This window comes from Sphingomonas sp. S2M10 (genome assembly GCF_012650175.1).
Lineage (GTDB): Bacteria > Pseudomonadota > Alphaproteobacteria > Sphingomonadales > Sphingomonadaceae > Sphingomonas.
Window position 1 is genome coordinate 97,261 of the sequence record NZ_JAAILI010000008.1, and the last position, 18,868, is coordinate 116,128.

An 18,868-nucleotide genomic window follows, 5' to 3' on the forward strand; every position below is an offset into this window, starting at 1 on the left:
ATCTGGTGCATGACTTTGGTTATTGACCAGGGATAACCGGTAATTAACTATGTGCTCGAGCCGGACGGCAGCGGATTAGCGGAGCACTACGCAATTTTCCGATGGCGACGACGACAAGATGCGATGCTGTCCACACCGCCGCGGCGCTGGCAAAAGGCGGCGCATGTCCGCACCCGTTCCCACGCCTTTCCTGCCGCGCCATCTTGCGCCGGCCCTTGTCCTTCAGTCGCAGGTCTATCCCGCGTTCCTGGTCGAGCCTGAAGACGCCTTTGCGAGCCGCCTGCGAGTGGCGGCACCTTTCAACCTGGTTATCGAACGGGAGGGGTGCCTGCTCGCCTATCTCTTTGCCCATGCCTGGCCGCGCCGATCGCCGCCCGCTGTCGGCACGGTGCTTGCCTCGGATCAAGACGGGGATACGCTGTACCTGCACGATCTGGCCGTCTCGCCCGCAGCGCGCGGAACCGGGATCGGGCAGCTTCTGGTGGCGCACGGCATGGCGCTGGCCGCCGCCGCCGGCCTGGAGCGCGCCGAACTGATCGCGGTGGAGGGCGCCGCCGACTATTGGCGACGGCTCGGCTTCCGCGCGGAAACGCCGCCATCGGCGCTGGCCGACAAGGTGGCAGCCTATGGCCCGGCGGCACGATGGATGTGGCGACCGCTCTAAGCGGCAGGTGATGGATTTGGCCGGCGCATGGCGCTAGGCTGGGTGCCCAACATTCCGGGGGATCCGTTCTTGCGCCACAGCATCCTGATCGCGGCCAGCGTCGCCGCCCTTTTTCTCGCACCGCAAGCGCCGGCACAGGACAAGAAAACCGATGCTGCGGCGGAAAAAGGCGAGGAAAAGGCCGACCTGCCGCCGCTGCCCGCCGACAAGACGATCGGCCAGACCGCGATGATCGGCGGCAAGCCCATCCGCTATCAGGCAACGGTCGGCAAGCTTCCGGTCTATGATGCGAAGGGCAAGAAGATCGGCGAGGTGGTCTACACCGCCTATGTCGTGCCCGGGGGCGGCCCGCAGCGGCCGGTGACCTTCGCGTTCAACGGCGGGCCGGGCGCTTCCTCCGTCTATCTCAATCTCGGCGCGATAGGCCCGAAGCGGGTGCAGTTCGGCGACAAGGGCGACGCGCCCTCGGACGCGCCGCTGCTGGTCGACAATCCCGCCAGCTGGCTGGACATGACCGATCTGGTGTTCATCGATCCGATCGGCACCGGCTTCAGCCGCAGCCTGGTCGACGAAGCGGCGACCAAGAAGGCGTTCTACGCCAACGAACCCGACATCAAATATCTCTCGCGCATCGTCTATGACTGGCTGGTCAAGAATGAGCGGCTGCGCTCGCCCAAATTCTTGATGGGCGAAAGCTATGGCGGCTATCGCGCGCCGCGCATCGCCTATGAGCTGCAGACCCAGCTCGGCGTCGGCGTGAACGGCATGGTGATGGTATCCCCCTATCTTGATCCGGCGGCGACCGCCGGATCGGATGCGCTGTCCCCGCTACCCTGGATGATCGCCCTGCCCTCGATGGCCGCCGGGCATCTGGAGCGCCAGGGCAAGCTCACGCCGCAGGCGATGGCGGGCGTCGAGGCCTATACCCGCGGCGCGTTCGCCACCGATCTTCTCGCGGGCCGATCGGATCCGCAGGCCACGGCCCGCCTGAGCGCGAAGGTCACCGAGCTCACCGGTCTTGATCCGCAGCTCGTCCGCCGGCTCGACGGCCGGATCGACGAAGGCACCTATCTGCGCGAAGTGCATCGCGACGACGGCAAGATCGGCAGCGTCTATGATTCGAACGTCGATGCCTTCGATCCCTTCCCCAACTCCGCCGAACGCAAGTCGGGCGATCCGATCCTGGAAGGAATTATCGCGCCGACCACCAGCGCGATGGTGGATTTCATCACCCGCGAAGTGGGCTGGAAGACGGGCGCGCAGTACAACGCGCTTTCCTATTCGGTGAACGCGGCATGGGACCGCGGCACGCCCGACGATGCGCCGGTCAGCGAGCTGCGCAAGGCGGTGGCGAACGATCCGAAGATGGGCGTGCTGATCGTGCACGGCTATAACGATCTGTCCTGCCCCTATTTCGGGTCCCGACTGATCATCGATCAGATGCCGCGGTTCGGCGTGGAGCAGCGCGTCAAGCTGGGCGTCTATCCCGGCGGCCACATGTTCTACGCCCGCCGCGCGAGTGCGGAAGCGTTCAAGGCCGATGCGCGGGCGCTGTACGTCCGGTAACCAGCCCCGCCCCAGCCTCTCCTCGTCAGGGGAGAGGCTGGGGCGTTGCCGCGGTCACTTCGCGTCCAGCTCGCTCTCCAGCTTCAGCGCGCGGCCGCCATTTTCCTGCTCGACGAGATAGGCCGGATTGTCCTTTGTTCCGTTGCGGACGATCTTCTCGCCCTTGATCGTCCGCTGCACGCGGCGATCGAAACGCTCGGCAACCTTGCCCTCGGCATGGCTGCTGCCCCAGTTCCAGCGCACCGCGGCGCCCTTCGCGAAATGCTTGCTCATGGATGGCAGAACCGGCAAGCTTGGCAGCCGTTCCGTGACGTGGACACATGACGTCCGCTTGCCCGCCCGCCCGTGCGCGACTATGCGGAGGGCGAACATGCAACCCTCCGATCTTCGCGTCGCGCTTTTCAGCGGCAATTACAACTATGTTCGCGACGGTGCGAACCAGGCGCTGAACAAGCTCGTCGGCTTCCTGCTCGACCAGGGCGTGACCGTTCGCGTCTATTCGCCGACGACCGATACCCCCGCCTTCCCGCCCACCGGCGATCTGGTGAGCGTGCCAGCCTGGCCGGTGCCCGGCGGCCGTGCCGAGTACAAGTTCGCCACCGGACTGCCGAAGAGTATCCGCGCGGATCTGGCGGCGTTCGCCCCGAACATGGTGCACGTCTCCGCCCCCGAATTTCTTTGTCACGGGGCGGTGAAATGGGCGCGGAGCAATGGCATCGCCACGCTGGCCTCGCTGCACACCCGGTTCGAAACCTATCCGGCCTATTACCATCTCGGCTTCGTGGAACCGTTGCTGATCAAGCTGTTGACGCGATTCTACAATCGTGTTGACCAGGTGGTGACCCCCGGCAACTCCACCGCAGAGCTGATCCGCGGCTGGGGAGTGACGACGCCGATCCGTATCTGGTCGCGCGGCGTGGACCATGACCGCTTCAACCCGGCCCGTCGCAGCCTCGAATGGCGCCGGTCGCTGGGCATCGGCGACCAGGAATTCGCCGTCGGCTTCCTCGGCCGCCTGGTGCTGGAGAAGGGGCTCGATATCTTCGCGCAGGTCTGCAACCGGCTGACCGAGCGCGGCGTACCCCACAAGGTACTGGTGATCGGCGAGGGCCCGGCACGGCAATGGTTCGCGGACCATGTACCGGGCGCGATCTTCACCGGCTTCCAGCGCGGCGACGATCTCGCACGTGCCGTCGCCTCGATGGACGTGCTGTTCAACCCGTCGGTCACGGAAACCTTCGGCAACGTCACCTCGGAAGCGATGGCGTGCGGCGTTCCCATCGTCGCAGCCCGTGCGACCGGCGCGATCGACCTGGTCGAGGAAGGCGTGAACGGGTTCCTGGTGCCTCCGCGCGACGTCGATGCCTATGCCGGCGCGATCGGTCGCTTGATTGCGGATCCGGTGCTGGCCGCATCGGCGGGCGCAGCAGGGCACGAAAAGGCCCAGGCCTATGTGTGGGACCGAGTCAACCGAGCCGTATTGGACAGCTATCTGGAAGTGCTCGACCGGAGCCGCGGCTGAGGCTGGCAAACACAGTTCGGGAGGTCGGCCCGCAAGGGACCGCCTCACTCGCCGGCTAACCGCCGTATTTCTACCTAAGCTGGTTATTTCAAAACCTTAACGCGCGCTGCACCACATCGCCCCCTACGTACAAGCCAATAGGGGTCTCCATGTCGCATCGCCTTCGCCTGACGCTCGCTGCGTCTTGCGCACTGTTCGTTGTTCCTGCCCATGCCCAGCAGGCCGCCAATACCGAGTCAGCGGCCACGTCCCGCGATGAGCCGGCGGCGACGCCTCAGGCACCCAAACAGGCCTTCACCACCGGCGTTGCCAAGGGACGCGACCTGCTCGATTCGGCGATTTCGGCAAGCGCGTTGGACGAGGACGAGATCCAGAAGATCGGCACGCGCTCGATCGCCGAAGTGCTGGGCAACATGCCCGGCATCCGCGCCGAAACCGCCGGCACCGACGGGCTGACCGCCGTCACCATTCGCGGCCTGCCGATGGCGGCGGACGGCTCCAAGTTCCTGCAGATCCAGGAAGACGGCCTGCCTGTCCTCGAATTCGGCGACATCCACTTCGCCTCGACCACGGCATTCCTGCGCACCGATCTCAGCCTCTCGCAGGTCCAGGCGATTCGCGGCGGCTCGGCGTCGACCTTCGCGTCGAACTCGCCGGGCGGGCTGGTCAACTTCATCTCGAAGACCGGCGACGAAGACGGCGGCACGCTGCAGCTTTCCTCGGGTATCGACCATGAACTGGGCCGCGCCGACTTCAATTATGGCGGCCATCTGAGCAAGACCGTGCGCTTCAACATTGGCGGCTTCTATCGTCAGGGCGAAGGACCGCGCGCGACGGGCTATGACGCGTTCAAGGGCGGCCAGATCAAGCTGAACGTGACCAAGACGTTCGGGAACGGGTATATTCGCCTCTACGGCAAGTATCTGAACGATCGCGAGCCGAATTACGCGATGGTGCCGGTATCGGTGCGGGGCACCAATGCGGACCCGGTCTACAGCACGATCCCCGGCCTGGATCCGCGGAAGGACACCCTCTACTCGCGCTACAAGTCGTCGATCCTCGCGCTCGACGGCAACAACAACGTGACCAATGTCGATCTGCGCCAAGGCAACCACAGCAAGGTCGCATCGATCGGGCTGGAGGCGCAGTTCGACATCGCCGGTTGGACGTTCAGCGATCGGATGCGCTACGCCGCGATCTCCGGCACGTACAACGAGAGCGGCTCGCTGGCGCTGCTGCCGGCCGCTGCACTCGCGCCCGCCTTTGCAGGCCCCGGCGCGACGCTGCGCTACGCCACCGGTCCGAACGCCGGCAAGGCGATCGCCAATCCGTCGGCGCTGAACGGCAATGGCCTGCTGATGTACGGCTTGGAGATGCATTCGGATCTCGAGAGCCTGGACAACTTCACCAACGATTTCCGCGGCAGCCGGGTCTGGGGCCTGGGCGAAGGCAAGCTGACGACGACCGCCGGCTTCTACGCCTCGTCGCAGGCAATGGTCCAAAACCTGCACCTTCTGACCGACGTGTTCGACATCGCTGGCGGCGGCAACTCGGCCTATGTCGACGTGCTGACTGCGGGCGGCCTACCGGTTACGCAGGGCGGCGTGCTCAATTACGGCATCCGCGGCACCGGCGCGTATCGCCGCCGCTATGATCTCCACTATCGCGTCTTCGCACCTTATGGCTCCGTCAATTACCAGATCGGCGCAGTGTCGATCGGCGGCAGCCTCCGCTATGACTTCGGCAAGGTTACCGGCACGCTGTACGGTGCCGATCTCGGCGGCGGACGTGTCGGCCTAGCGCCGATCGACATGAACCGCGACGGCACTATCGCGCTGCCGGAACGCAGCGTGGCGGTCCTGCCCCTTTCGCAGCCGGGTCTGGCGGACTATAGCTACAAATACGCCTCCTACTCGGTCGGCGCGAACTACCGCATCGCCGAGCCGCTATCGGTATTCGCCCGCTACAGCCGCGGCGCGCGTGCCAGCGCCGAGCGCCTCTACTTCTCGCCTGCGGTGAATCCGGCTTCGGGCGCGCTGACCGATCCGGCAATGGCCTATGGCCCGGTCAAGCAGGCCGAAGCGGGCGTCAAGTTCCGCAAGGACGGAGTGACCTTGTTCGCCACCGGCTTCTGGGCATCGACAACGGACAAGAATCTTCAGGTCGGCGCCGACGCCACCGGTGCTACCGTGGTGCTGCCGATCGACCGTGATTACAGTGCCAAGGGCGTCGAGGTCGAAGGGCTGTTCGAGCATGGCCCGCTGAGCCTGCGGATGGGGGCTACCTACACCAAGGCGAAGATCGACGCCGACAGGGCCGACAAGACGCTGGTCGGCAACACCCCCCGCCACCAGCCGGACCTGATCTTCCAGGCAACCCCGCAGTTCGAAGTGAAGCGCTTCACGATCGGTACGAACCTGATCGGCACCACCAGCAGCTTCGCGCAGGACGGCAACCTGCTGAAGCAGCCCGGCTACACCATCGTCAGCCCGTTCGTGCAGGTCCGCCCGGTGAACGGCCTGCAGATCGGCCTCAACGTCTACAACGTGTTCGACAAGCTGGCGTTCGTATCGGTCAATTCGGCGGCCGTCCCGGCCTCTGGCGTCGCGACCGCACAGACGCTGAACGGCCGCACGATCACGGGGTCGGTCCGCTTCAGCTTCTGATCCGTACAACCCAGGGCAAGGGGCGGGAACCGCGTGTTCCCGCCCCTTTTTCGTGGCTTACTGCCAGTCGAACTGCAACTCGCCCTCGCGAAAGGCGAAGCGATCGAGATGCCGGGCGACCGCGCCCTTCAGCGCGTCCAGCTGCTCTTCCGATGTCGCGTCGACGCGGATCTCCAGGCCGGTTTCGGCGACGTCGAACGTCACCACCGCGTCTCCAGGATAGTCCGCGCCGCGCGCGTCCTTGGGGAAGACCACCGTGCCGTTCTCGGGCGTGAATTCCACCTGCAGATTGTGCTGCCAATGCTTGCACAGCTGCTGGAGATAGCGGCTGGCATGGTCGGTCGGCACCAGCGCATGGCTGGCATAGCGGGCGATCGTCATTCTTCTCTCCTTGGCCGACGTGGGGACGAGCCCCAGCCGTCGGCGTAACACCTCGATCCGGGGCATCGTTGCCTAGAGCCGTTCGATCTTGCGCGCCGCTTCGTCGAGGATCTCGGCGATCGCGTGCAGGCGATCGGGGTCGACCTCCTCATCGAACACACTCGCCGCGAGCACGGCCTTGAGATTGTGCATCGCACGCCGGACCGGCCCGCCGCTGGTGCGGGCATGGCGCTCGCCGAGATCGGCCAGCCGCTGGAAGAGCGCGGCGACTTCCGCTGCGTTCTCCGCGAGATGCGCGGTGCCGGCTTCGGTGATCGCGAACTGCTTCTTGGCGCCCTCGCTCTTGTGCTCGGCGATCAGGTCCATGTCGTCGAGCATGGTGAGCGTGGGATACACGACACCCGGGCTCGGAGCGTAGGCGCCGTTGGAGCGCGCCTCGATCTCGCGGATCAGGTCATAGCCGTGGCGCGGCGCTTCCTCGATCAGCTTGAGCAGGAGAAGGCGAAGCTCATCGCCGCCGAACATGCGCCGGCCGCGCCCGCCCTGTCCGCGCTCGCCCATCGCGAAGGCCATGTCGAAGCCGCCAGGGAAGCTCCCGCCCCAGCCGCCGCGTCCGCGGGGACCGAAATGGCGGTCGTGATGATGGTGATGATGGCCGTGTCGGCCGAAGGGAGAAAACATGGTGCTGTGCATCCTGTGCGAGTCGTGATGCGCACAAGATATATCTTAAGATAGACTATGCAAGAGGGTTTGGGTTGTCTTAGCCCCTGCTCCTTGAAGGAGGGGTTGGGGGTGGAGGGACTCCAGACCAGAAGTTGGACTCGGTGAGACACTGCCCCACCCCAACCCAGCCTCAGGTCGGTCCGCCTCCCAGGCGGACCTGAACCGCACGGGGTGCGGTTCACCTGACGCTCCTGAAGGGGAGGGGCTTTATGCAGGCCTCAATGCGTCAGCATCGCCCGTACCGTGGGCCGCACGAAGGGCAGACCCGCCCCCAGCCGCAGCACCGCGTGCCGCATCGCGCGCGCGGGCAGCCGCTCGTCGGTGAACAGCCGCACCAGCAGGTTGGTGCCCGTATAGAGCGGCTTGCACGCGGCGCGGTGGCCGTTCTCGAAGCGCCGCAGCACCGCCGGCAGCGCCGGGTTCATCCCCCGCCGCACCGCGCCCAGCACCTCGGCCGCGAGCAGCGCCTGCCCGCTCAGCCCCAAGTTGAAGCCATGCGCCGTCACCGGATGCATCCCCACCGCCGCATCGCCGATCAGCGCCGCGCGACCGGTGACGAACTGATGTGCCCAGGTGGTGACCAGCGGATAGACGTTGCGATCGCTCACCACTTCCATCCGTCCCAGGCGCTGGCGGAAGCGGCGGGTGAGGTCGCGGGCGAGCGCGGCATCGTCGAACGCCGCCACCCGCCGCGCCGCCTCCTCTGGCAGGGTCAGCACCGCGCCGGCCATATTGCCGTTGAGCGGCAGCAGCGCCAGCGTCTGGCGATGGTCGAACCATTCGAGCGCGGTCGCACCGTGGGGCAGTTCGTGGCGCACGCGCACCACCAGCATCGATCGGCCCAGCGGATTGAGGTCGGTATCGATCCCCAGCGCCTCGCGGGTCTTGGACAGGCGCGAATCGGCCACCACCAGCAGCCGCGCCCGCACCACCTCGCCCGAGGAGAGCAGCACCTCCGCGCGCGGCCCGGTGGCGCCCGAGCGGGCATGGACGACCTCCGCCCCGGTCACCAGCTTGAGGGCGGGTTGATGCTTCACCGCATCATATAGCGCGGCTCGAAGGCGGTGGTTGGGCACCAGATAGCCGAGCTGATCGTCTTTCCCGCCCCCCGCAGTGAAGTCGAGCGCGAAGGGCGAATTGCCGTTGAGCACCTTGGCCGCGTGCATCGGCGCGATCTCCTCCGCCGGCAGCCGCCCCCAGGCGCCGAGCGCCTCGAGGATCCGCTGCGATCCGTGCGTCAGCGCAATCTCTCGCCCGTCGAACCGCGGGTTCGCCAGCGCGTCCAGCGGCGCGCGTTCGAGCAGCACGATGCTGAGCCCGCTGTCTTCCAGCGAGCGCGCGAAGGCGAGGCCCGCCGGCCCTCCCCCGACGATGACGACGTCGCAGTCCATCCCCGATCCTCCTTGATACCGGGCGAACGGTGCGGCGGGGCGCAGAGGGATGCCTTGCGCGGGATCAACCCGCACCGATGCCGAGGAAGGATGCAAATCGCCGCACTTACGCCTATCTTGGCCGCAATGGCCGACCTTTTTGCGACCCACGAACAACCCGCCGCCGACTCCACCCCCGCTGGCGGCCCGCTCGCCGACCGGCTGCGCCCGCAGCAGCTCGACGAAGTCGTCGGGCAGGAGCATCTCACCGGCCCGCAGGGCGCGATCGGGCGGATGGTCGCGGCGGGCAAGCTCAGCTCGATCATCTTCTGGGGACCGCCGGGTACCGGCAAGACCACCATGTCGCGGCTGCTCGCCGATGCAGTGGGCTTGCGCTTCGTCGCGATCTCGGCGGTGTTCTCGGGCGTCGCCGACCTCAAAAAAGTGTTCGCCGAGGCGCGCGACCATGCCCGGATCGGCAAGCGCACGCTGCTATTCGTGGACGAGATCCACCGCTTCAATCGCGCCCAGCAGGATGGCTTCCTGCCTTATGTCGAGGACGGCACCGTCACGCTGGTCGGCGCGACCACCGAAAACCCTTCCTTCGAGCTCAATGCCGCCTTGCTCAGCCGCGCGCAGGTGCTGATCCTGCACCGGCTCGATCACGACGCATTGTGTCAGCTGCTCGATCGCGCGGAGGCGCTGGAGGACCGCCCCCTGCCCCTCATCCCGGAGGCGCGCGACGCGCTGGTGGCCAGCGCGGACGGCGACGGCCGCTTCCTGCTCAACCAGGCCGAGACGCTGTTCTCGGTGCAGTTCGAGGCGCCGCTCGACCCCGCCGGGCTCTCCGCCTTTCTCCAGCGCCGGGTCGCGGTCTACGACAAGGATCGCGAGGGGCATTACAACCTGATCTCGGCGCTGCATAAGTCGGTCCGTGGGTCCGATCCGCAGGCTGCGCTCTATTATCTCGCCCGCATGCTCACCGCCGGCGAGGAGCCGCTGTACCTGCTCCGCCGCCTTGTCCGCATGGCGGTGGAGGATATTGGCATGGCCGACCCCAACGCGCTGGTGCAGTGCATGGCGGCCAAGGACACCTACGACTTTCTCGGCTCGCCCGAGGGCGAACTGGCGATCGTCCAGGCATGTCTCTACCTGGCGACAGCGCCCAAATCCAACGCCGCCTACAAGGCGCAGAAGGCGGCGTGGAAGGTGGCGAAGGAAACCGGCTCGCTGATGCCGCCGCAGAACATCCTGAACGCGCCGACCAAGCTGATGAAGCAGATCGGCTATGGCACCGGCTATACCTATGACCATGATGCCGAGGGCGGCTTCTCGGGCGACAATTACTGGCCGGCCGAGATGGAGCCGCAGACCTTCTACACCCCCACCGATCGCGGCCATGAGAAGCGGGTGGCGGAGCGGCTTGCCTGGTGGGCGGAGATGCGGGAACGGCGGCGCGATGGATGATTGGGACGATGCCTGCGCCTATGCGCTGACGCTGCCGGACGTGGCGATGGCACCCTGGTGGGGAACGCCCTGCCCCAAGATCAACGGCAAGGGGCTGATGTCCTACGCCAAGCATCCCGGCAGCTTCGGGCTGATGGTCGCGCTGGAGGAGAAGCCCTTGCTGCTCGAAACCGATCCGGAGACCTTTTGGCAGACCGACCATTATGCCGGGTATCCCATGCTGCTCGTGCGCTACGGCACGCCGGCGCGCGAGCGGATCGAGCTCTATATCCAGCGCGCCTGGTGGGATCGCGCCAGGAAGGCGCAGCGCATTGCCGCCGGCATGGGGGCGCGCCCCTGAACTTCACCGACTTTATCGCGATCGACTGGTCGGGCCAGGCCGTCGAGCGGCCCAAGGGACTTGCCGTCGCGCATGCCCAGGTCGGCGATGCCGCGCCGGTACTGATCGACCGGCCCTGGTCGCGCGGCGACATTCTCGCCTTTCTGGAGGGGCTCGCCCAGACGGACACGCGCGCGCTGGTGGGGCTCGATCTCTCCCCCGCCTTCCCCTTTATCGATGCCGGTGCCTATTTCCCCAGCTGGGAGCAGAGCCCCGCCGACGGGCCGGCGCTCTGGGCGCTGGTCGATCGTCTGTCAGAGGCCGACCCGCACTTGGCAGCGACCAGTTTCGTTCGGCATCCCGAGGCGCGGCGGCACTTCCGTCAGATGGGCGATTGCGGCGACTTGTTCCCCGGCGGACGTGGCCGCTTCCGGGTGTGCGAACTGGGACAGGAGGCAATGGCGCTTTCGCCCTATAGCTGCTTCAACCTGGTTGGCGCGAGTCAGGTGGGCAAATCCAGCCTGACCGGCATGCGGGTCCTGCATCGGCTGCGCGGCCGCTTCGCGCTGTGGCCTTTCGATCCGGTGCCGGCGCGCGGCCCGGTGCTGGTGGAAATCTACACGTCGCTGGCAGCGCGGCTGGCCGGGATGCGCAAGGGCATTTCCAAGATCCGCGACGCGGCAACGCTGGACACCCTGCTCGCCGCCTTCGGCTCGGCACCGCATGCCCCGCTTTCCCGCGCCGACGACCATGCCACGGATGCGATCCTCAGCGCCGCCTGGCTCCGGGTCGCCGCGACTCGCCACGACCTGTGGCAGCCCGCCGGCCTCACCCGTGATCTGGCACGCACCGAAGGCTGGACCTTCGGCGTGCCCTGAGGAATAGGACTTTTCTAGAACCTGCCAAATCGGATCCGATACCTTATGCGCCGCATGCTCGAAGTCTGTGTCGAAGACGTCGCCGGGATCGAAGCGGCCATCGCTGGCAGTGCGGATCGAATCGAATTGTGCGCAGCCCTTGCAGTGGGCGGACTGACCCCGCCCGCCTCGCTGATCGCCGCCGCAGCGCAGGCGCCCATCCCGGTGCACCTTCTTGCCCGGCCGCGCGACGGCAACTTCACCTACACCGCCGCCGAAGCAGCGCTGGTCGCCTCGGACATCCGCGCTGCAGCGGAGGCCGGGCTGGCCGGCGTCGTGATCGGGGCCAGCCGCGCCGATCATCGGCTGGACGCCGCGATGCTTGCCGGCTGGATAGCGGTTGCGCGGGACAGGGATCGGCCGCTGTCGCTCACGCTGCATCGCGCATTTGACCTGTGCCCTGACCCCATGACGGAACTGGAAATTGCGATCGAACTCGGCTTCGATCGCATCCTCACCTCGGGCGGAGCGCCCAAGGCGATGGACGGGCGCGAGACGCTGACGGCGCTGGTCCGCGCCGCGGGCGACCGGCTGACCATCCTCGCCGGCAGCGGAATCGACGAGACGACGCTGCCGCCGATCCTGGACACCGGCGTGCGCGAGGTCCATGCCTCTTGCCGCAGGCCGCAGGGCATGGCCGATGCGCAGGAAATCGCCTTTGGTTTCCAGACCGGCCCACGTTTGGCCACGGACCCCGCAGCCGTTTCCGCCTTGGCTAAATTGCTTCGAACGCAACCTAGTGCTTGAACAATACCAATATGTAACTTATTCCTAGCTCGGTCATAGCCAGTGGAGGCAATGGGGGACATGATCGCTGAAATCGAAAGGCCCGCGGGCGGTGCGACGCTGATGGCGTCCGAGGCTGCCGAAGCTGGCGCAGCGGTCCGCCGCCTGCTGGATGCCAATGGCGCTGCCATCGCCGCGCTCGCGCGTACGTTACGGGCAGATCCGCCGGCGCTGGTCGTCACCTGCGCGCGCGGCTCGTCGGATCATTCCGCCACCTATGGCAAATATCTGATCGAGACCATGATCGGCGTGCCCGTCGCCTCCGCCGCGCCGTCCGTCGCATCGGTGTTCGAAGCGTCCGTCTCGACTACCCGTGCGCTGTGCATCGCCGTTTCGCAGAGCGGCCGCAGCCCGGACCTGCTCGCCACGGTGAAGGCATATCAGCAGGCCGGCGCGCGCGTGGTCGCCTTCGTCAACGACGAGGAGTCGCCGCTCGCCGCGATGGCCGACACCACCATCGGCCTGAAGGCCGGGCCGGAGCGCTCGGTCGCGGCGACAAAGTCCTACATCACCGCGCTTGCCGCCTTCGCCGCCCTGGTCGCCGAATGGGCCCAGGACGAAGCTTTGGGTCAGGCCCTGACAGCGCTGCCCGAACAGCTGGAGCAGGCGCGCGACTTCGACTGGAGCCCGGTCGTCGAGACGCTGCGCAATGCCACCAACCTGTTCGTGATCGGGCGCGGCTACAGCTTTGCCATCGCGCAGGAGGCGGCGCTGAAATTCAAGGAAACCTGCAGCCTGCACGCCGAGGCGTTCAGCGCCGCCGAAGTCCGCCACGGTCCGATGGCGATCGTCGGCAAGGGCTTCCCGGTTCTCGCCTTCGCAACGTCCGATAGCGCGGGCGACAGCGTCCGCGAGGCTTCCGCCGAGTTCGCGGAGCGCGGCGCCCGCATAAGCCTGGCGGATGCCAAGGCCGGTGACGCCTCGCCGCTGCCGGTGCTGGCCGGCCACCCCGCGGTAGAGCCGATCCTGATGGTTCAGAGCTTCTATCCGATGGTCAACGCGCTCTCGCTGGCGCGCGGCAACGATCCCGATGCGCCGCTGTATCTCCGCAAGGTGACCGAAACTCGATGAGCAGTTTCCGTTTCGTCAACGGCCATGTCGTCACCGCCGCCGGCACGTTTCGGCAAGCGGTGATCACGGTCGATCAGGGCCGGATCGTCTCGATTGCCCCGGAAGGCAGCGGCACTGAGACCGTCGATCTGAACGGCGGCTGGATCGTTCCCGGCTTCATCGACGTCCAGGTCAATGGCGGCGGCGGCGTGCTGTTCAACGATGCGACCACCGTCGAGGGTATCGCGGCGATTGGCGCGGCGCATGCCAAGTTCGGCACCACCGGCTTCCTGCCGACGCTGATCAGCGACGCGCCAGAAGTGATCGCCCGCGCGCTCGACGCCACCGATGCCGCGATCGAAGCCGGCGTGCCCGGCGTCCTCGGTGTGCATATCGAGGGTCCGATCCTCAACAAGGCGCGCAAGGGCATTCACGACGCCGAGAAGTTCCGCGGTCTCGACGCTGCGATGGTAGAACTGCTCGGCCGCCCGCGTAGGGGCAAGGTGCTGGTGACGCTGGCGCCGGAGATGGTCGACCTCGCCGATGTTCGCCGACTGGCAGATGCCGGCGTGTTGCTCGCAATCGGCCATAGCGACGCGACCTATGAAACCGCCCGCGCAGCCTTTGGCGCGGGCATGACCGGCGTGACGCACCTCTACAATGCGATGTCGCCACTGCTCCACCGGGCACCCGGCGTGGTCGGCGCGGCGCTCGAGAATAAGACGGCCTATTGCGGCATCATCCCGGACGGCTTCCACGTCCATGACGCGGCGCTGCGCATCGCGCTCGCCGCCCGCCCGCAGGATCGCTTCCTGCTGGTCACCGATGCCATGCCGAACGTCGGATCGGATATGACCGCGTTCGATCTGCACGGCCAGCATATCCGCGTCGATGGCGGCCGGCTGCTCGGCGTCGACGGGACATTGGCCGGATCGGCGCTCGATATGACGGGTGCGTTCCGCCACATGGTCACCCGTATCGGCACCTCGCCCGAGGATGCCGCGATGATGGCCGCCGCCAGCCCCGCCGCGTTCCTCGGCCTGTCGCACGAGCGCGGCACGCTTGCCCCCGGGCTGCGCGCCGACTGGGTGCAGATGACCCGCGACTTCCAGCCCGCCGGGTGCTGGATCGGCGCAATCCGCTTCCCCTGAACCCTGGGAGACCCGCCCTGAGCACGATCGCGCCGCCCTTTTCTCATGACGACGCCACTGCCGGGGCCCTCGCCATCGGCGCGCCGCTGGCCGGATGGCTGATGCCGCTGGAGGAAGTTCCCGATCCCGTCTTCGCCCAGCGGATGTTGGGCGACGGCGTGGCGATCGATCCAACCGAAGGTTGTCTCTATGCGCCGTGCGATGGCGAGGTGACGGTGCTGCAACCGAGCGGCCATGCGATCACCCTGCGCGCCAGCGACGGTGTCGAGCTGCTGATGCACATCGGCATCGATACGGTGCAGCTGGCCGGTGCCGGCTTCGATCCGCAGGTTAAGGTGGGCGATCGAGTTCGCGCGGGCGAGGTTCTGGTTCGCTTCGATCTCGACGCGGTGGTGTGCGGCGCGCCCTCGATCGTGACGCCAGTGCTGCTGATCGCTCAGGACGGCGTGACGGTCACGCGCAAGCATGGCGGCGGCATGGTCGCTCCGGGCGAGCCGATCTTTACCGTTCACCGCGAGAGCGCGACCGCCGAGGCGACCGATGTCGTCGCAGGCGAAACCGCGTTTCGCGACGTCGTCGTGCCGCTGGCACATGGCATCCATGCCCGCCCTGCCGCGCGGCTGCGCGAGGTTCTGGTGCCTTTCGCCGCCAAGGTGACGATCACCAAGGGCACGCAGCGCGCCGACGCGCGCAGCCCGGTGCGGCTGATGACGCTGGGTATCAAGCTCGGCGACACGATCCGCATCCTCGCCGAGGGCGGCCGCGCCGAGGAGGCGGCGGCTACGCTCGCGGCGTTGATCGAAAGCGGCATGGGGGAGAAGGCCGATCCTGCCGCCGCTGCGCCCGTCGCTTCCCCGCCGCAGCCGGCCCCTGCCCCCGTTCCGGCCGAACCCGGCCTGCTCGCCGGCGTTCCCGCCGCACCAGGGCTGGCGATCGGCACGGCCCGGTTCTTCCGTCTGCCCGAACTGACGATCGATCCGATCGGCAAGGGCGCGAGCCTGGAACGTGCGCGTCTGGAAGATGGCCTGGGACGCGTCGCCCAGGTGATCGATGCCGATCTCACCCACGCTGCCGGGCCGATGCGCTCGATCCTCGCTGCCCATCGCGCGATGCTCGACGATCCTGAACTGCTGGAGGCCGCTCGCCAGGCGATCCTCGACGGCGCGAGCGCCGGCCAGGCGTGGCGCCAGGCCCTGCGTCCACAGGCGGCGCTGCTGCGCGAGAGCGGCGACGCCCATCTCGCGGAACGTGCCGACGACATGGTCGATCTGGAGCGCCGGGTCGTTTCCGCGATCGAAGGCGTGCAGGATACGCCGCTGCTCTTTCCCGAAGATACCATCCTGCTGGCAGACGACCTGCTGCCGTCGCAGGTGACTGCGCTCGATCCGGCACAGGTGCGCGGCTTCTGCACGGCGCGCGGAGGGCCGACCTCGCATGTCGCCATTCTCGCTGCGAGCCTCGGCATCCCGGCGCTGGTCGCCATGGGCGCGGCGCTGCGTACCGTCGAAGAAGGCGAGACGCTGATCCTGGATGCGGGCGCCGGCACCCTTCGCGTCGCTCCGGGCGATGCGCAGCGCAGCGACGCCGAAGCGCGCGTCGCTGCACGCGCCGCGACCCTCGCGGCCGCCCGGGCGGCCGCCGGCGCGGAGGCTCGGCTTGCCGACGGCACCCGAATCGAAGTGTTCGCCAATCTGGGCTCTGTCGGCGATGCGGAGCGCGCGATCGCAGCCGGCGCGGAGGGCAGCGGCCTGCTGCGCACCGAATTCCTGTTCCTGGATCGCGACATGCCGCCCAGCGTGGCGGAACAGACAGCTGAATATCAGGCGATCGCCGAGGCGCTGCAAGGCCGCCCCCTGATCATTCGCCTGCTCGACATCGGCGGCGACAAGCCCGCGCCCTATCTGCCGATCGCGGCGGAGGAGAACCCGGCGCTCGGCCTGCGCGGCATTCGTGTAGGCCTCGCCCATCCCCAGGTGCTGGAGGACCAGCTCCGCGCGATCCTCGGCGTCCGCCCGATCGGCGTTGCCAAGATCATGCTGCCCATGATCGCCAGCGTCGGCGAGCTGCGCGCGGTACGTGCGGTGCTCGATCGGCTGCGCGGCGAGCTCGGCATCGGCGAAAAGGTGGAACTCGGCATCATGGTCGAGACGCCTGCCGCCGCCGTGACCGCGGACCTGCTGGCGGCCGAAGCCGACTTCCTGTCGATCGGCACCAACGACCTGACGCAATACACGCTCGCCATGGATCGCGGGAATCCGGCGGTGGCGAGCGGCATCGACGGGCTCCACCCGGCCGTGCTGCGTCTGATTGCCGATACCTGCCGGGGCGCTGCCAGCAAGGACCGCTGGGTCGGCGTATGCGGCGGCCTTGCCTCGGATCCGCTGGCGGTCCCCATCCTGGTCGGCCTGGGCGTAACCGAACTTTCGGCCACCGTGTCGATGGTGCCGGAAGTGAAGGCGCTGCTCGCCACCCTCACGCTCGAGCGCGCCCGCGCCCATGCCGCGGCCGCGCTGACCTGCGCCACCGCCGCCGATGTCCGCCGCCTTGCCCGGGAATTCACCGCATGAAGCAGATCCTCGAAACGCTCCAGCCGCTGGGCCGCGCGCTGATGCTGCCGATCGCCGTGCTGCCGGTGGCGGGCCTGCTACTGCGGCTCGGCCAGCCGGACCTGCTCAACATCGCCTTTGTCAGCGCCGCCGGCGATGCGCTGTTCTCGCATCTCGGCCTGCTGTTCGCGATCGGCGTGGCGACCGGCTATGCCAGAGACGGCAACGGCGCGGCGGCCCTTGCCGGCATCGTCTGCTTCCTCGTCTCGACCGAGGCGGGCAAGAGCCTGCTTGCGGTGCCCGACACGATCGGCGCGGGCCTCGACAAGGACCAGGCCGCGCTCGCCGTGGCGGCATGGAAGGCCAAGGCGGTCGCCCGGCTCGACGTGCCGATCGGCATCGCCTCGGGGCTGATCGGCGGCGGCTTCTACAACCGCTTCTCGGCCATCAAGCTGCCGGCCTATCTCGCCTTTTTTGGCGGCCGTCGCTTCGTGCCGATCGTCAGCGGACTGGCGGGCCTGTTCATCGCGGTGATCGTCGGCGTGGGCTTCCCGCACATCAGCGCGGGCGTCGACGGGCTCAGCCGCGGCATCTCGGGGGCGGGCAGCTTCGGGCTATTCGCCTTCGGGTTCCTCAACCGCGTGCTGCTGGTCACCGGCCTCCACCATATCCTCAACAACGTGTTCTGGTTCGTGCAGGGCGACTATAACGGCGCGACGGGGGACCTGCGTCGGTTCTTCGCCGGCGATCCCAGCGCGGGCGCGTTCATGGCAGGCTTCTTCCCGGTGATGATGTTCGGCCTGCCCGCCGCCTGCCTCGCCATGTATCGCGCCGCGCTGCCGGAGCGTCGCAAGGCGGTCGGCGGCCTGCTGTTCAGTCTCGCGCTCACCTCGCTGCTGACGGGCGTAACGGAGCCGATCGAATACAGCTTCATGTTCCTGGCGCCGATCCTCTACGTCATCCACGCGGTGCTGACGGGCGCGGCGATGGTGGTGATGAATTTGCTGGGCGTGAAGCTCGGTTTCGGCTTCTCGGCGGGCCTGTTCGATTACGTCCTGAACTTCGGCAAGGCGACCAAGCCGCTGCTGCTGATCCCCGTCGGGCTGGTCTATTTCGCGCTCTATTACGGCATCTTCGCGTGGGCGATCCGCCGCTTCGACCTGAAGACCCCCGGCCGCGAAGCCGAGGCACCCGTGGCCGCCGAGGCCGCTGCCGGTACCGCGCCCTCGAGCCGCGGCGAGGCCTTCGCCCGCGCGCTCGGCGGCTCGGCCAATCTGGTCGAGATCGGCGCCTGCACCACCCGCCTGCGCCTGATCGTCGCCGACCAGAGCGTGGTCGACGATGCCGCGCTCAAGGCGCTCGGCGCGCACGGCATCCTGCGTCCGTCGGAGCGTGCGCTGCAGGTGGTGCTGGGCCCGATCGCCGATGTGGTGGCGGTCGAGATCCGCGATGCGACCGCGCTCGGCGGCGTGGCGGCCCCCGCTGCACCGGCCGCAGCCCCGGTCAGCGCGCCGACGGTAGCCCTCCAGCCGGCGGCGCTGGCGGCGTTGGGCGGCGCCGCGAACATCCGCGCGGTGAGCGCTCACAACAACCGACTGCGCGTCGAGCTCGGCAACCTCGCCGAGGTGGATGGCGATGCGCTGCTGGCGCTCGGCCTGCGCGGGCTGGCCCGCCCCTCGGCCACGGTACTGCACCTGCTCGGCGACGACGCGGTCCTCGCCAGGCTGCGCGGTTGAACCC

Annotated in this window: 16 protein-coding genes; 12 read left to right on the forward strand and 4 right to left on the reverse strand. The window is 67.7% G+C overall.

All coding sequences use genetic code 11. The features are described from left to right. Positions 1-163 precede the first annotated feature (163 nt). The gene (locus S2M10_RS02025; protein ID WP_168844623.1) at positions 164-664 is read left to right on the forward strand and encodes a GNAT family N-acetyltransferase; all 501 of its coding nucleotides are present in this window, start codon (positions 164-166) and stop codon (positions 662-664) included. Between the two features lie 27 nt (positions 665-691). Beyond that, complete coding sequence (locus S2M10_RS02030) at positions 692-2,230, forward strand: peptidase S10 (RefSeq protein WP_168844624.1); 1,539 nt, start codon at positions 692-694, stop codon at positions 2,228-2,230. Positions 2,231-2,284: 54 nt separating this feature from the next. Here the strand turns inward: S2M10_RS02030 and S2M10_RS02035 are convergent, their stop codons facing one another. Then, positions 2,285-2,503 (reverse strand): DUF2945 domain-containing protein, encoded by a 219-nt coding sequence (locus tag S2M10_RS02035; protein ID WP_168844625.1) that lies wholly within the window; start codon positions 2,501-2,503, stop codon positions 2,285-2,287. A gap of 97 nt (positions 2,504-2,600) precedes the next feature. On the opposite strand from S2M10_RS02035, the gene S2M10_RS02040 reads away from it, so the two are divergent. Both S2M10_RS02040 and S2M10_RS02045 read left to right on the forward strand, forming a co-directional pair. Beyond that, positions 2,601-3,752, forward strand: coding sequence for a glycosyltransferase family 1 protein (locus S2M10_RS02040; protein WP_168844626.1), 1,152 nt, complete (start codon positions 2,601-2,603; stop codon positions 3,750-3,752). Positions 3,753-3,901: 149 nt separating this feature from the next. Continuing rightward, complete coding sequence (locus tag S2M10_RS02045; RefSeq protein WP_168844627.1) at positions 3,902-6,418, forward strand: TonB-dependent receptor; 2,517 nt, start codon at positions 3,902-3,904, stop codon at positions 6,416-6,418. A 57-nt stretch (positions 6,419-6,475) separates the two neighbouring features. Here the strand turns inward: S2M10_RS02045 and S2M10_RS02050 are convergent, their stop codons facing one another. The 3 genes from S2M10_RS02050 to ubiM form a co-directional block, all read right to left on the reverse strand. Beyond that, the gene (locus tag S2M10_RS02050; protein ID WP_168844628.1) at positions 6,476-6,799 is read right to left on the reverse strand and encodes a DUF2218 domain-containing protein; all 324 of its coding nucleotides are present in this window, start codon (positions 6,797-6,799) and stop codon (positions 6,476-6,478) included. 72 nt (positions 6,800-6,871) lie between these two features. Further along, positions 6,872-7,480: a PadR family transcriptional regulator gene (locus tag S2M10_RS02055; protein WP_168844629.1), complete on the reverse strand. Its 609-nt coding sequence runs from the start codon at positions 7,478-7,480 to the stop codon at positions 6,872-6,874. A 260-nt stretch (positions 7,481-7,740) separates the two neighbouring features. Further along, a complete protein-coding gene (gene ubiM, locus S2M10_RS02060) occupies positions 7,741-8,913 on the reverse strand; it encodes a 5-demethoxyubiquinol-8 5-hydroxylase UbiM (RefSeq protein WP_168844630.1) in 1,173 nt (390 codons plus the stop codon). Positions 8,914-9,039: 126 nt separating this feature from the next. On the opposite strand from ubiM, the gene S2M10_RS02065 reads away from it, so the two are divergent. From S2M10_RS02065 to nagE, 8 genes are all read left to right on the forward strand, one after another. Further along, positions 9,040-10,359, forward strand: a complete 1,320-nt coding sequence (locus S2M10_RS02065) for a replication-associated recombination protein A (RefSeq protein WP_168844631.1) — start codon at positions 9,040-9,042, stop codon at positions 10,357-10,359. Next, positions 10,352-10,699 carry a hypothetical protein gene (locus S2M10_RS02070; protein ID WP_168844632.1) on the forward strand — a complete coding sequence of 116 codons (348 nt, stop codon included), beginning with the start codon at positions 10,352-10,354 and terminating at the stop codon, positions 10,697-10,699. Before S2M10_RS02065 ends, S2M10_RS02070 begins: the two co-directional genes overlap by 8 nt. After that, positions 10,642-11,556: a hypothetical protein gene (locus S2M10_RS02075; protein WP_348770515.1), complete on the forward strand. Its 915-nt coding sequence runs from the start codon at positions 10,642-10,644 to the stop codon at positions 11,554-11,556. Before S2M10_RS02070 ends, S2M10_RS02075 begins: the two co-directional genes overlap by 58 nt. A gap of 54 nt (positions 11,557-11,610) precedes the next feature. Continuing rightward, entirely contained in the window at positions 11,611-12,342 is a 732-nt protein-coding gene (locus tag S2M10_RS02080) for a copper homeostasis protein CutC (RefSeq protein ID WP_247650560.1), read from the forward strand. A 60-nt stretch (positions 12,343-12,402) separates the two neighbouring features. Continuing rightward, on the forward strand, positions 12,403-13,452 hold the full coding sequence (locus S2M10_RS02085; RefSeq protein ID WP_168844634.1) for an SIS domain-containing protein: 1,050 nt from the start codon (positions 12,403-12,405) through the stop codon (positions 13,450-13,452). Beyond that, entirely contained in the window at positions 13,449-14,582 is a 1,134-nt protein-coding gene (gene nagA / locus S2M10_RS02090; RefSeq protein ID WP_168844635.1) for an N-acetylglucosamine-6-phosphate deacetylase, read from the forward strand. The genes S2M10_RS02085 and nagA overlap by 4 nt, the downstream gene beginning before the upstream one ends. Before the next feature lie 86 nt (positions 14,583-14,668). Then, positions 14,669-17,149, forward strand: coding sequence for a phosphoenolpyruvate--protein phosphotransferase (ptsP, locus tag S2M10_RS02095; RefSeq protein ID WP_168845082.1), 2,481 nt, complete (start codon positions 14,669-14,671; stop codon positions 17,147-17,149). After that, the gene (gene nagE, locus S2M10_RS02100; RefSeq protein ID WP_168844636.1) at positions 17,146-18,864 is read left to right on the forward strand and encodes an N-acetylglucosamine-specific PTS transporter subunit IIBC; all 1,719 of its coding nucleotides are present in this window, start codon (positions 17,146-17,148) and stop codon (positions 18,862-18,864) included. The genes ptsP and nagE overlap by 4 nt, the downstream gene beginning before the upstream one ends. The last annotated feature ends 4 nt before the right edge of the window (positions 18,865-18,868 follow it).